The 13394-nt window shown below is 70.8% G+C and carries 13 protein-coding genes; 11 read left to right on the top strand and 2 right to left on the bottom strand.

Annotation, left to right across the window (positions count from 1 at the left end; translation table 11 throughout):
- Positions 1 to 60: 60 nt before the first annotated feature.
- Complete coding sequence (locus ACSLIC_RS19755; protein WP_436739043.1) at positions 61 to 447, top strand: hypothetical protein; 387 nt, start codon at positions 61 to 63, stop codon at positions 445 to 447.
- A 34-nt stretch (positions 448 to 481) separates the two neighbouring features.
- Here the strand turns inward: ACSLIC_RS19755 and ACSLIC_RS19760 are convergent, their stop codons facing one another.
- Positions 482 to 1492 (bottom strand): helix-turn-helix transcriptional regulator, encoded by a 1011-nt coding sequence (locus tag ACSLIC_RS19760; RefSeq protein ID WP_436739044.1) that lies wholly within the window; start codon positions 1490 to 1492, stop codon positions 482 to 484.
- Positions 1493 to 2273: 781 nt separating this feature from the next.
- Between ACSLIC_RS19760 and ACSLIC_RS19765 the strand changes: the two genes are divergently transcribed.
- From ACSLIC_RS19765 to ACSLIC_RS19805, 9 genes are all read left to right on the top strand, one after another.
- A complete protein-coding gene (locus ACSLIC_RS19765; RefSeq protein WP_436739045.1) occupies positions 2274 to 2432 on the top strand; it encodes a hypothetical protein in 159 nt (52 codons plus the stop codon).
- A 208-nt stretch (positions 2433 to 2640) separates the two neighbouring features.
- Positions 2641 to 4056: a helix-turn-helix domain-containing protein gene (locus ACSLIC_RS19770; RefSeq protein WP_436739046.1), complete on the top strand. Its 1416-nt coding sequence runs from the start codon at positions 2641 to 2643 to the stop codon at positions 4054 to 4056.
- Between the two features lie 85 nt (positions 4057 to 4141).
- Positions 4142 to 4306 (top strand): lysine biosynthesis protein LysW, encoded by a 165-nt coding sequence (locus tag ACSLIC_RS19775; protein ID WP_436739047.1) that lies wholly within the window; start codon positions 4142 to 4144, stop codon positions 4304 to 4306.
- The gene (locus ACSLIC_RS19780; RefSeq protein ID WP_436739048.1) at positions 4303 to 5169 is read left to right on the top strand and encodes a RimK family alpha-L-glutamate ligase; all 867 of its coding nucleotides are present in this window, start codon (positions 4303 to 4305) and stop codon (positions 5167 to 5169) included. Before ACSLIC_RS19775 ends, ACSLIC_RS19780 begins: the two co-directional genes overlap by 4 nt.
- A complete protein-coding gene (argC, locus tag ACSLIC_RS19785; RefSeq protein ID WP_436739049.1) occupies positions 5157 to 6188 on the top strand; it encodes an N-acetyl-gamma-glutamyl-phosphate reductase in 1032 nt (343 codons plus the stop codon). Before ACSLIC_RS19780 ends, argC begins: the two co-directional genes overlap by 13 nt.
- Before the next feature lie 19 nt (positions 6189 to 6207).
- Positions 6208 to 7029 (top strand): [LysW]-aminoadipate kinase, encoded by an 822-nt coding sequence (locus tag ACSLIC_RS19790; RefSeq protein WP_436740423.1) that lies wholly within the window; start codon positions 6208 to 6210, stop codon positions 7027 to 7029.
- Positions 7026 to 8090 carry a M20/M25/M40 family metallo-hydrolase gene (locus ACSLIC_RS19795; RefSeq protein WP_436739050.1) on the top strand — a complete coding sequence of 355 codons (1065 nt, stop codon included), beginning with the start codon at positions 7026 to 7028 and terminating at the stop codon, positions 8088 to 8090. The genes ACSLIC_RS19790 and ACSLIC_RS19795 overlap by 4 nt, the downstream gene beginning before the upstream one ends.
- Positions 8087 to 8914 carry a transketolase gene (locus ACSLIC_RS19800; protein WP_436739051.1) on the top strand — a complete coding sequence of 276 codons (828 nt, stop codon included), beginning with the start codon at positions 8087 to 8089 and terminating at the stop codon, positions 8912 to 8914. The genes ACSLIC_RS19795 and ACSLIC_RS19800 overlap by 4 nt, the downstream gene beginning before the upstream one ends.
- Complete coding sequence (locus ACSLIC_RS19805) at positions 8902 to 9867, top strand: transketolase family protein (protein WP_436739052.1); 966 nt, start codon at positions 8902 to 8904, stop codon at positions 9865 to 9867. Before ACSLIC_RS19800 ends, ACSLIC_RS19805 begins: the two co-directional genes overlap by 13 nt.
- Before the next feature lie 125 nt (positions 9868 to 9992).
- On the opposite strand, the gene ACSLIC_RS19810 is transcribed toward ACSLIC_RS19805, so the two are convergent.
- The gene (locus ACSLIC_RS19810) at positions 9993 to 11384 is read right to left on the bottom strand and encodes a DegT/DnrJ/EryC1/StrS family aminotransferase (RefSeq protein ID WP_436739053.1); all 1392 of its coding nucleotides are present in this window, start codon (positions 11382 to 11384) and stop codon (positions 9993 to 9995) included.
- Between the two features lie 241 nt (positions 11385 to 11625).
- Between ACSLIC_RS19810 and ACSLIC_RS19815 the strand changes: the two genes are divergently transcribed.
- On the top strand, positions 11626 to 13377 hold the full coding sequence (locus ACSLIC_RS19815; protein WP_436739054.1) for a condensation domain-containing protein: 1752 nt from the start codon (positions 11626 to 11628) through the stop codon (positions 13375 to 13377).
- Positions 13378 to 13394 lie beyond the last annotated feature (17 nt).

Below are 13394 nucleotides of genomic sequence, written 5' to 3' on the forward strand. Positions count from 1 at the left end.
GCCAACGGAGGCCGAGGGGCCGCCCTGTTGTGGCCCGAGGACCCGATGACCCTGCCGGCCTTGCAGAAGATTCCCCGGCCGGCCCGTCCGGCACCGGGTGTCGACGCGACCGTGCCGGGCGGCCCGGGCACGGGGGAACTGGCGGCCGAGCTGGGCCGCAGGCTGCACCTGCGGGTGCGCCCCTTCTTCCGCTTCCTGTCGCCGGACTCTCCCGTCGTGGAGAGCGAGCCGAACGGTGCCGAGTCCACGGTCACGGTCCTGGAGGGCGCCTGCCGCTGCGTCCTGTCGCGTGCCTGTGAGGAGCCGGCACCGGGCCCCTCGCACCCACTCGGCATGCGGCTGCGTTCCGGCGGCACTCTCTTCGTGCCCCAGGTCCATACCTACCGGCTGTCGGACATCCACGTCCCGACCACACTGCTCAGGCTCGACCTGGAGGGTCCGGGCTGACGGCGCACGCGCGCGGGGCGTGCACCGGATCAGGTCATGCTGTCGCGGGTGGTGCGTCCGGCTCTCCGTCATCGTTCAGCAGTCCCCTCTCGGACACCGCGACGCCGGCCTGGAACCGGCTCTCGGCGCCGAGGGCCTGCATCATGTCGGCTATGTGTTTGCGGGTGGTGCGCAAGGACATCCCGAGCCGCCGCGCGATCGTCTCGTCCTTCAGTCCTGACGACAGCAGTCGCAGGATGGTGCGGTCCAGGTCCTTGGCGACCGCTTCCAGGCCGTCGGTGGCCGCGTCGGAGAACGGCTGGGCCTGCGACCACAGTTGCTCGAACAGCTCGTACAGGAAGTGCACGACCGACGGCTCCCGGACCACCACCGCGCCCTGCCGGTCATTGCGCCTGGTCATGAACGCGAGCTTCCGGTCGAAGATGATCATCCGGCCGACGAGCTGGTGGGCCGTCCGGTACTCGCCGCCCAGCGCACTCGCGGTGGCGACGTACGCCTGGCTGGGACTGTTGAACCGGGCGGTGTGGTGGTACACGGTCCGTATCCGCACCCCACGCGCGAGCATCTGGCTGTCCCGGAGCAGCGCGTCCTGGAGTACCTCGGGCGGGCGGGTGCCGCCGGGCTGCACGGTCACCATGTCCTCGCGGCACTGCTCGGCCGCCTGGTCCAGCGCGGCCCGCACATGGGTGAGCGCGGAGATGGTCTCCAGGTCCGTGGGGGCGCTGTGTCTCCCCTCGTTGTAGTCGACGGCCAACTGGGCGAACTGGTCCTGGAAGAGGCGCAGTCGCGTCTGCTGTTCGGCGATGGCCCGCTCGACCGGTGCGGTGGCCACGGCCGCGACGAGGTGAGGGTCCACAGCCCGGAGGCGGTCGTCGCCCTCCTCACCCCTGCGTAACAGGCCGATCCGGACGAGGCGGTCCACCGCGCCGCTCACAGCTGCCGCCTCGACCCCTGTCTCCTCGGCCATCGAAACAGGGTCCAGCCGACCGTGCAGAGCCAACCAGCGGTAGACGGCCACCTCCTCGGCGCGGAGTGTGTCCCCCACGGTAAGAACGTTGTCATCGGTCTGCTGTTCCACCATCAGTCCTTTGCTGTTGACCCCCGTATGGGCACGCGCCCACCTTCATCGCGCTCAAACGTCTCCCGGCTGCCATGGGTGGGCCGCCTACCGGTTGGCCCGCATGTGCTCCGGATCGCACTGATGAGGACGGGCAACCGTGGGAGCGGGTTCATCGCTCGAAATCTAGTAGCTGGAGGACACAAGGTCGACTAGGCCTTGCGGGGCGGCGAGTTGGGCCCTGTCCTGCTCGGCCGGGCCGAGGAGGGCCGGGACGGCCGGTTCTGCCCATGGTGGTGATCGACTCCCCGGTGGCCCGTCGGCTCTCCGCCACCGGTGCTCCGGCCGCGGGAATGCACCGGCTTGTCCAGGCCGCGGAGTGAGGGCGCGACCGCCCCGGCGGGACGGCCTTCTCGCTGCGGATGATCCGGACGTGGACCTCTGGCGAGTGGGCGATGAGCCTGCGCAGCGACCGGCGACCAGCGCTCCGACCGGTGACCGGGGGCCGGTGGCCGGCGAGTGGAGGGCCGATCGAGTGCGGTGGGGCGGGTGGGGGTCGTCTGGATGGCGAAATCGGGCCCGTAGTGTCGCGATTGCGACCTCATGGAGCTTTCGTCCGCCCCTCGCTTTGGTGCCGGAGAACATGGTGAATGGTTCCGTCCGTGGCTTCCGGGACGGGTGCCCGCCAGTCTGGAACAGCGGAAGGAACGGCCGGAAACGTCGGCCGGGACCTTTCGAGCATTCCTCACTCCGACTCCTGGGAGAAGCCATGAAGTTTGCCCGTGCGTTCGCGGTCACCGTTCTCTGCGCGCTGATGACCGGTGCCGTCGCTGGTACCGCTGCCGCCGAGAGCGGCGGCGCCGGCGTCCTTGTGGCGTCCTCCACCGGGCCCAGCGACGACAGCGGTTGGGGCCGCGTCGCCGGATGACCCGCGGGTGAACACGGGGAGGTCCACCCGTGGTCGGTTCCGGAGCCTGTGGTCCGACAGGCGTCGGATCGCGGGAACCATACAGAGAAGGGCGCCCGAATCTGTGAGCTACACGCTACGGAAGACTGTCCGGGGAATCGGTGACGGGGAAAGAGAAGCGTTCGGACGCGCGGCGCACGGGGACACCTGCGGCGAGATCGACCTGCGCATGAGCGCCGGTCCGCGTACCGTCGGAAAGAACGCGGCGACCGGACTTCTCCTACGTGAACGTGCCGTGGGCGGCCCGCGCCAGCGCCCGCTGCCCACACCGCAGGAGGGACCTCGCGAAACGGCCTCCTTCGCCGAGTTGCTGAAGAGACATCGGGGCCGCTGCGGGCTGACTCAGCAACAGCTGGCGGACTTCGCCACGTTGAGCGTCCGGGCGATCCGGGACCTGGAGAGCGGACGGGTACGACGGCCCCGGCGGGAGAGCGTGGGGCTGCTGGCAGACGCGTTGCGGCTGACCGATCCCGAGCGACAGCAACTGCACGCCGCCGGTGGAAGCCCGGCGGATCTGCGGGACGCGCTGCTCGGACTGCCCGCGCCCGTCCAGCCCGTCCAGCCCGCCCTGCCCGAGCCGCCCGCTCCGCCCGGCGCCCTGGTGGGCCGGGAAGCGGAGCTGCAGGTGCTGCTCGACCAGGTGACCGTCTACGGTCACCGCCTGGTGAGCGTGGTCGGCATCAGCGGCATCGGGAAGACGCATCTGGTGCTTGAGGCGGCCCGAGTGCTGCGGGCCAGGGGCTGGCTGGTCGGGTGGCACGCGCCAGCCGGAGGGACCCGTTGCTGCGGTGCGCCACCCGTGGCCGGCCCCGACCCCGGCGGGCCCCGGCCGAGCACCGCTGATCCGACCACCGACCTCGTCGCGGCGATCGGTGAGAGGCATGGCCTGCTGGTGATCGACAACGCCGACGCTTCGGGTCCCGGCGGGGTGGACGTGGGCGAGTTGCTTCGGCGTTGCCCGGGAATGCACGTCGTGGTGACCGGTCTGACGTCGCGCCATCTGCCGGGCGAGCGCGTACTGCCGCTCACCGCGATGGCCGTGCCGGAAGAGGCGCTGGACCACGACCACGTCCGGTTGGGCGAGGTCGAGTCCGTGGCGTTGTTCCTGTCCCACATGCGCCGCTCGCAGCCGGGGTTCCGGCTTCGGGAGGACAACGCGCACGCGGTGGCGCGGTTGTGCCGCTGGCTCGACGGTGTACCCAGGGCGCTCGAGTACGCGGCGGGCTGGGGCCTGGTGTACCCGCCCGAACTCCTGCTGGCCCGGGCCGGCCGGGACTTCTCCCTCCTTTCCGCCCCGGCGGGTTGCGGCTGCCAGGACCTGCTGCGTTCCGTGGCGCGCAGCGTCGACATCGTGGACGCGTGCTATCGCCTGGTGCTGGCCGAGGTCGCGGACCGTCCGCACTGGACGGTCCGCGACCTCGATCACCTGGTGCCGGATCCGGCTGCCGCCCTGCACACGCTGCTGGTCCACGGCCTGGTACGGCCGGCGGGCGCCCACCTGCCGGAGCGGTTCACGGCGCTGCAGCTGGTACGGCTCCTGCTCGTGCGGGGCCGGACTCCAGCGGGGGCGGCCCGGGCCGGATGAGACTGCCGCTGATTCTGCCTACCGTCGCCCACAGCGGCCATTACGTTTACCCGTGCCTCGTAGCGGTCAACGAAAGGGCCTGACCATGATTACCTGTCCTGAATGTGAGAACTCGGTGGCTCCCGCCGGAACACCGGTGATCGGCGAGATAGTGGAATGCGGTGAATGCGCCAGTGAACTGGAGATTCTCACGCTCGATCCGATACGGGCCGCCCTCGCGCCGGAGGTCGAAGAGGACTGGGGCGAGTGAGCCGCCAAGAGCCGTTCGTGGTTCTCGCGTCCCGCGTGCGGGCCAGCGAGAAGTCAGTCCTCGAAGCCCTCTCTCGCAGAGGGATCGCCCACCGGCACTTCGACAGCCGTGCTTGGTGGCACCACCTCGGTGACCGTGCCGCGCACCCGATCGTGCTGAACCGGGAGATCGGGCTCGTCAGGGCGACGTACGCGGCCGAAGCCCTGGAGGCGGCGGGTGCGATCGTGGTCAACTCCGCGCGTGCGACCGCGCTGTGCGGGGACAAGTGGCGCACGTCCGCCGCGCTCGTCGAAGCGGGACTCCCGACACCGCGGACGGCTCTTGGGCTGACCCCGGAAGCGGCGCTGACGGCTCTGGAGAGCATCGGCTATCCGGCCGTGGTGAAGCCTCTGCAGGGCTCGTGGGGCCGTCTGGTCTCCGCCCTGCCGGACCGGCAGACCGCGGAGACCGTGCTGGAGTACGTCGCCGCGTTGCCCTCACCGCAGGCGCGGATCGTCTACCTGCAGGAATGGATAGCCAAACCGGGCCGGGACATCCGGGTGATCGTGGTGGGCGGCGAGGCGCTGGCCGCGACCTACCGGCGCAGCGAGCATTGGCGGACCAACGTGGCGCGGGGTGCGGTGAGCGAACTGTGCCCCTTGACACCGGACATCGCGAAACTCGCGGTCATGGCCGCACAGGCCGTGGAGGCCGAGATCGCCGGCGTCGATCTGATCGAGGACGGGACCGGAGAGCTGCTGGTCCTGGAGGTCAACCACGGTGTCGAGTTCTCCGGCCTCCAGCAGGCTCTCGGCGACGCGGTCTCCGTCGCCGACCGAATCGTCGACCATCTCCTGGAGAAGTCACGCTCATGCTCCGAGTAGCGATCGTCGGGGCATCCGGCTACATCGGCGGCGAACTGCTTCGTCTCCTGCACGGTCATCCACGGGTCACGGTCGTGGCCGCGACCTCCGACCGCCTCGCCGGGCGCCGGGTCGACGGCCCCCATCCCAACCTGCGCGGTCACACGGAGCTGTGCTTCGTCGGCCACGACACCCTGGAGAGCACCGACTTCGACGTGCTCTTCCTGGCCGCTCCGCATCGGGAAACCATGGGAAGGATGGCCGAATTCCTCAAACTGGCCAGGACGGTCATCGACCTTTCCGGCGATTTCCGCCTCAGGGACCCTGAGGTCTACGCGTCCTATTACGGAGTCGCGCACGCCGCCCCTCAGCTGATACCCGACTTCACCACCGGGCTGCCCGAATGGCATCGCGCCCGACTGGCCACGAGCGACCGCATCGCGGTGCCCGGGTGTATGGCCACCGCGGGCATTCTCGCGGTCCGGCCGCTGGCCCTGGAAGGTCTGATCGAGGGCACGGTACGGGTGGACGCCCGAACGGGTTCCAGCGGATCGGGTGTTTCCGGCGGAGCCGCCGGTGCTCATGCCGAACGCAGCGGTGCCCTCCGCGTGTTCGCTCCCTCCGGGCACCGGCACGAGGCCGAGATCGCACAGGCCACGCATCGCACGGTGCGGATGACCGCCACCGGCGTCGAGGCGGTCCGAGGCGTGCAGGTGCTGTGCCACGTGAAGCTGGCGCCCGGGGTGTCCGAGAAGGAGGTCCGGTCCGCGTTCCGCGCGGCGTACGGCAACGAGCCGTTCGTCCGGGTCATCGCCCAGCGGCAGGGCCTGTACCGGCTCCCGGAACCGAAGATCCTGTCCGGGTCGAACTTCTGCGACGTCGGGTTCGCGGTGTCCGCGGACGACGGCACCGCGGTCCTCATCGGCGCGCTGGACAACCTGGTCAAGGGCGGCGCGGGCGGCGCTGTGCAATGCATGAACGTCCGCTTCGGCTGGCCGGAGCGGACGGGGCTGGAATTCTTCGGACTGCATCCGAACTGACGTGAGGCTGATGAAGCGAATGCGGGACATACTTGTTGTCAAATGCGGCGGGAACGCCGCTGTGCGGTCGGAGGCGATCTGTGCGGACGTCGCCGCCGTGCACCGCGGTGGCAGGCCGGTGATCCTCGTCCACGGCGGTTCGGCCGACATCGACGCGCTCGCCGAGCGCCTCGAAGTGCCTAACCGTCGGCTCGTCGCCCCGGACGGGGTGTCGACCCGGTACACCGACGAGCGGACGCTCGAAGTGGTGCAGCTGGCGCTGGCCGGCGCCGTCAAACCCCGACTGCTGGCCGCCCTGCGCGCCTGCGGGGTGGGTGCGGTCGGGCTGACCGGGCTGGACGCCGGACTCCTCGTGGCCGCCCGCAAGTCGGTGCACCGGGCAGTCGTCGACGGACGCCGGGTCGTGGTCAGGGACGACCACAGCGGACGCATCACCGCGGTCAACGGCGACCTGGTGTCCACGCTGCTCGCGTCGGGGCTGCTGCCCGTGGTGTCGCCGCCGGCCGTGGCCGAGGACGGCCGGGTGGTCAACACGGACGCCGACCGCGCCGCCGCGGCTGTCGCGGGCGCCGTCGGGGCGGGCACCCTGCTGCTGCTCACCGGGGCGAGGGGGGTGCTGGCCGACCGGCACGACGAACGGTCGGTGCTCCCCGTCTGCCGGGTGCCCCGCCGAGGGACGCCTCCGGTGGTCACCGGCGGCATGGGGATCAAGCTGATCGCGGCCCGGGAGGCGCTGCTGTCCGGTGTGCAGCGCGTCCTGATCGCGGACGGCCGTCGGCCGCGTCCGGTCCAGGAGGCCCTGGCGGGCTCGTGCACCGAAGTGCTGCTGGAGGAAGAGTGACGCTCTTGTCGGACACGGCCGCGATCGAACTGCTCCACGGCATGCTGCGGATCCCCTCGCCGTCCTTCGCGGAGGCGGAACTGGCCGCCCACGTGGTGGACGCCATGCGCGGAGCCGGCCTGACCGCCCGGATCGACGGGGCCGGCAACGCGGTCGGAGAGATCCGGCGCGGACCGGGGCCGACCGTGATGCTGCTCGGGCACATGGACACCGTGCCGGGGGACATACCGGTGCGGGTGGACGGCGACCGGCTGTACGGCAGGGGCTCGGTCGACGCCAAGGGGCCGCTCGCCACGATGATCTGCGCGGCCGCGGGCAGTACGCGGTTCCGCGGCCGGATCGTGGTCGTGGGCGCTGTGGAGGAGGAGACCGCGATGTCCCGGGGCGCGGTGGAGATACGCCGTACGCACGAGCCGCCGGACGCGCTGATCATCGGCGAGCCCAGTGGCTGCGACACGGTCGTCCTCGGGTACAAGGGAAAGCTCGACCTCCGCTACCACGTACGGTGCGAGGCGACCCATCCCAGCAACGTCGTGCCCAAGGCATCCGAACTCGCGGCGCGGGCGTGGACGGAGCTGCTGGACCTGCTCGGCCCGGAAGCGAGCCACGCCCGATTCGACAGTCCTGGGCCGACCCTGACGTCGATCAGCGGTGACCTGAGCTCGGCCACCGCGGAGTTCAGCGTGCGGACCCCCCCGGGCTTCGACGCCGGGGGACTGGTGGCCGCGTTGTCCGAGCGGCTGGACCCGGACACGCTGCAGGCCGTCAACACGGTGCGAGCCTGCCGTGTCGGCCGCAACGACCCGGTGGTCCGGGCGCTGTCGGTCGCGATCCGCGCCGAGGGCCGCAGCCCGAGGGCGAAGGTCAAGACCGGCACCTCCGACATGAACACCCTGGCGGAGCGGTGGAGCGTGCCGATGGCCACCTACGGGCCGGGGGACAGCAGCCTGGACCACTCCGACCGGGAACACCTCAAACTGTCGGAGTACCTGTTCGGCATCGGGGTGCTGACCCGTGCCCTGACCGGACTGGGCGAGCACCTCACCGGAGAGAACCGATGAGCGACGACCACGCGCGTACGGTACGGGAACTCATCGTGCGGATGTGCGCCAACCCGGAAGGCGGACACCTCGGCGGATCGATGTCCATGGTCGAGATCCTGGTGACGCTCTACCACCACGTGCTGAGGATCGACCCGCGAAGTCCGCAGGCGCCGGACCGGGACATCCTGCTGCTGAGCAAGGGACACGGCGCGATCGGACTGTACGCGGTCCTGGCGGAGCGGGGCTTCTTCCCCATGGAGCTGCTGGCGAGCTACGGCACTCCGGACAGTATGTTCACCGCGCACCCGAATCCGGCAGTCCCCGGGGTCGAGATGCCGACCGGGTCGCTCGGACACGGGCTGCCGCTCGGTGTCGGCTTCGCGCTCGCCGCCCGGCTGGACGGGAGCGACCGGCGCTGCTTCGTCGTACTCGGCGACGGCGAACTGCAGGAGGGCTCGGTCTGGGAGGCCGCGATGGCCGCCGGCGCCCAGGGACTGGACCGGCTGGTGGCGATCGTGGACCGCAACGGGCTGCAGATCAGCGGCGACACGGAGGAGACCCTGGGTCTGGAGCCGCTCGGGGACCGTTGGCGCAGTTTCGGGTGGACGGTCCTGGAGGTCGACGGGCACGAACCGGACCAGTTGCGGACGGCTCTGTCGCGTGTCCCGCACACCCCAGGCAGACCGACCGTGCTGCTGGCCCGCACGGTCAAGGGCAAAGGACTGCCCTATATCGAGGGCCAGGCCCGCAGCCACTACGTCCGGCTCACCGAGCGCGGGCACCGGCGTGCCCGTGCCGCGGTGCTACGCGGCGAACGAACGGAGACGACATGTCCGTCGTGACAGCCGAACCCGCGGTGCCGGACGAGGCCCGCGCGTCCCGGGAGGTGTACCGGGACGTCCTGGTCGAGTTGCTCGGCGAGGACGAACGCTATGTCTGCCTGGACAGCGACACCGGTCTGTTCTCCGCCACCTCGTGGGGCGAGGGGGCGCGGCGCTACCTCAACCTCGGTATCGCGGAACAGAACCTGATGGGCGTGGCGGCGGGACTCGCCAGATCCGGCCGGGTCCCCTTCGTCAACACCATGGCGACCTTCGCCGCCACCCGTGCGCTGGAAGCGGTGAAGCTCGACATCGCCTGGAACGACCTGCCGGTGCGGATCGTCGCCACGCACGGCGGGCTCTCCGCCGGCCACCTCGGCTCCACCCACCATGCGCTGGAAGACCTCGCCGTCATGCGGATGCTGCCGAACATGACCGTGCTGGTGCCCGCGGACGGCCCCGCCACCGAGAGCCTGGTCCGGGCCGCCGCCGAGCTGCCGGGACCGGTGTACCTGCGCCTCGGACGCGGCGCGACGCCGAGCCTCGCGCCGGGGGCGGAGCCGCTGCGGATCGGCGTCGCGCAGTCCCTGCGCCGGGGGTCCGACGTGACGCTGATCGCCACCGGACCGCATCCTGTGCTCACCGCGGTCGAGGCCGCCGAGGAACTGGCCCGCGAGGGGATCGACGTGGCCGTGCTCAACATGCACACCGTCAAACCGCTCGACCGGGAGGCGATCGTCGCCGCAGCCACCGGCACACGCGGAATCGTCACCGTCGAAGAGCACTGGGCCGCCGGGGGCCTCGGGTCCGCCGTGGCCGAGGTGGTGGCCGACCTCGGTGGCGCCTGCCCCGTACGGCGGGTGGCGGTCGCCGACCGGTTCGCCGCCGGTACCGGGGGGCACCGGCATCTGCTGGAGCGCAACGGAATCTCCGGCGCGACGGTGACCGAGCACGTGCGGCGGCTGCCGGCCTGACCCTGCGGTGCTGAAGCGACCGCGGCGGTGCGCACCGTCCCCGCACGTCGCCCGCCCGGTGCACCGGCTCCGCCCTGTGATCCTGGACCAGGACCACAGGGCGGAGCCGGTGCACCGGGCGGAGGTCATCGGGCGTCGAACGCCCCCGTCCATTCGGTGTCGGCGATCTCCGAGGCGCGTTCCCAGTGCGGGGTGCAGTCCGTCGTCGCGGCGATGGCGGCCAGTGCCTCGCGGTTCAGCCAGACCTTCTCGAACGCGTCGGCGTACCGGTCGAGCAACGGTCCCGAGTCCGGATGCAGATGCGCCTTCTGGATCGTGAAGGAGTCGTCGAGGACCCGCAGGGTCGCCGGGAAGTCGCCGGGACGGTAAGGGCGGTCCACGACGCCGGGCAGCGCCCACGGGTAGGCGCCGAACCCGCGGCGGCCGGTGAAGACCCGCTGCGCGGGAAGCGGCTGCAGCTGGTAGGGCACGGCGGGCACCCCTTCGGCACGCAGGGCCCGCTGCAGGACGGAGCGCAGCGGGCCGGCCAGCTCGTCGGCCAGCCCGAAGGCGGCGGGGTCCACCCGGATGCGCAGGATGTGCCAGGCATGGGTGCGGTCCTGTGGGACCTCGGGCACCAGGAAGCCGGGATACGCCGCCAGCCGCCCCAGCAGCCGGCCGACGTTCTCCTCGCGGACGGCCATCTCGGCGGGCAGCCGCGTCAGCCGACTACGGGTGAAGGCCGCCTGTATCGCGCTCGGCTTGCAGTTCCAGCCCAGCAGATGCGCCACGTAGCTGCGCTCCCCGCGTGCCGGAATGAGTTCACCGAACTGCCGCAGCATGGTCGCCCTCGTCGCCACGTCCGCGTCATCCGTGGTGATCAGGCCGCCCTCACCGCAGGTGGCGAGGTTCTTGCTGACGTTGAGGCTGAAAGTGTTCACCGCGCCGATCGAGCCCACGGACCGGCCCCGGTACCGGGCGCCGTGCGCCTGCGCGGCGTCCTCCACCACGGTGATCCCGTGGCGGGCGCCGATCTCGGTGATCCGGTCCAGATCAGCGGGCAGACCGTGCAGGTGGACCACGACGATCGCCTTGGTCCGGCTGGTGATCGATGCCTCCAGCGCCGCGGGGTCCAGGTTGAACGTGACCGGGTCGATGTCCACGAACACCGGTACGGCCATGAGGTGGAGCGGAGCGGTGGCGCTGCCGATGAAGCTCAGGGCAGGCACGATGACCTCGTCGCCGGGCTCCACGCCCGCGGCACTCAGCGCGACCGACAGCGCCGCGGTTCCGTTGCTCACCGCGACACAGTGCTCCGTGCCGACGTACCGCGCCCACTCCCGCTCCAGGCCGGCTATCTCCTGTTCTCCCGACGAGGCGGAGGTGAACCGGCCGGACCTCAGTACCCGGTGGACCGCCTGTTCGTCCTGGTCGGTCACCATCGGCCAGGGCCTGATCCCGAGTTCCCTGGGAACGGCCCGGTCACCACCGAACATCGCCAGGTCGACCGCCTCCCGGGACGGTTGCTGGGTTGTCACCGCTGAACCTCTTCTCCATGTGATTCCGTCCGAACGTCGCGCATGTCATCGTCCGCGCGCGCCGTCGCGACCGTCGGCAATCGCACCGGCAATTCCGGTGTGCTCCCTCGCGGCCCTCCCTCGAATTGCCGCTCCGACTGCCTCTGACGGCGCGCGCCGCTGGATAACTTCGTCCCTGATTCCAGACCGGAACGGAATGAGGGATTACGTGGGCAGCCCTATGGATGATGCGAGTTCGCGTGTGGCCGGAAGGACTCCGGTCACCCGGCACCAGCGTGTCCTCTGCCAACTCGTCGCCGACGTTCTCGGGGTGAGCGGCGTCGGGATCGACGACGGGTTCGTGGCGCTCGGCGGAGACAGCATCATCGCCATGCAACTCGTCGGCCGGGCACGGAAGGCCGGACTGCGGATCACCGTGGGCGATGTGCTGACGCGGCGGGACATGGAAGCACTGGCACAGACGGCCACTCCGCTGGACCAGGAGCCGGCACCCGTCGCGGACAGCGGCGTGGGACCGGTCGTCACCACCCCGATCATGCACTGGTTCCGCGAACGCGGAGGCGTGGTCGACACCTACAACCAGTTCGCTGTCCTGCGTACGCCTTCAGGGCTGACGGAACCCCGTCTGACGTCGATGGTGCAGGCCCTGCTCGACCACCACGACGTCCTGCGTCTGCGACTGTCCGTGCTGGGCGACCAGGCGGACTGGGAGATGGAGACCTTGCGGACGGGCACCGTGGACGCCGCCTCGGCCGTCCGGCGGGTCGACGTGGCGGGGCGCCCCGAACACGACTGGGCCGGGCTGGTGCGACAGGAGTCGGATGCGGCGCGAGACAGGCTGCGCCCCCGGGAGGGCGCCGTCCTCCAGGCCGTGTGGTTCGACGCCGGACCGGATCGCCGGGGCCTGCTCGCCCTGGTCGTCCATCATCTGGCCGTCGACTCGCTCTCCTGGCGCATCCTGGCCGCCGATCTCGCGACAGCCTGGCAGGCCGTCGAGCAGGGTGCCGCGATCACTCTGGACCCGGTTCCGACCTCGTTCCGCCGCTGGTCCCACATCCTCGCCGAGCAGGCGCACACGCAGGTCGCCGTCGCCGAACTCCCGGGCTGGCTGGATCGGTTGCGTCCTGGCGCCAGCCGGTTCGGCGACCGGGTGAGGGTGCCCGGGCAGGACGTGGAAAGCAGGGACCGGAGTTTCACCGAGTTCCTGCCGGCCGAATTCACGGAGGCGTTGCTGACCACGGTGCCGTCGCTGTTCAACGCCGGCATCAACGACGTACTCCTCGCCGGTCTCGCACTGGCGCTGGGCGACTGGCACCGCGGACGCGGCACGGCCGGTGACGGCACCGCTCTGTTGCACCTGGAGGGACACGGCAGGGAGGAGGCACTCGCGGAGGTGGATCTCTCGCGCACCGTCGGCTGGTTCACCAGCCTGTTCCCGGTCAGGCTCGACCTCGGTGAACCGGACCGCACGGATGCGCACGCCACCGGGGCGGCGGTGGGGGACGCGCTGAAACGCGTCAAGGAGCAGGTGCGAGGCGTTCCCGACAAGGGAGTCCGGTACAGCCTCCTTCGCTATCTGAATCCGGAGACGAGTGAGCTGCTGGAGAAGGCGGCCCAGCCGGAGTTCGTCTTCAACTACCTGGGCCGCTTCGAGGACTCGGACGACGCCGACTGGTCGGTCGTAGCGGAGTACGGGACCGGTCTGGACGACACGGGTTCAGGGATGCCCATGGCCCACAGCGTCGAGGTCAACGTGGCCACCGTGGACCGGGCGGACGGCCCGGTGCTGCGGGCCACCTGGACCTGGGCCGACAGCGTCGTGTCCGAGGCGGACACCCGTGAGCTGGCGGACGGGTGGTTCCTGAGGCTCCGGGCCCTGGTCGCGCACGCCCTCGAACCCGGGGCGGGCGGACTCACCCCGTCCGACCTGACCCTGAGCTCGCTCAGCCAGCACGAAATCGAAGAGATCGAATCCGATCTGCGGGCCTTCTGAGGAAGTTGACACTGAAG

It is taken from the genome of Streptomyces sp. BBFR102 (assembly GCF_051397025.1).
In the GTDB taxonomy this organism is placed as follows: Bacteria; Actinomycetota; Actinomycetes; order Streptomycetales; family Streptomycetaceae; genus Streptomyces.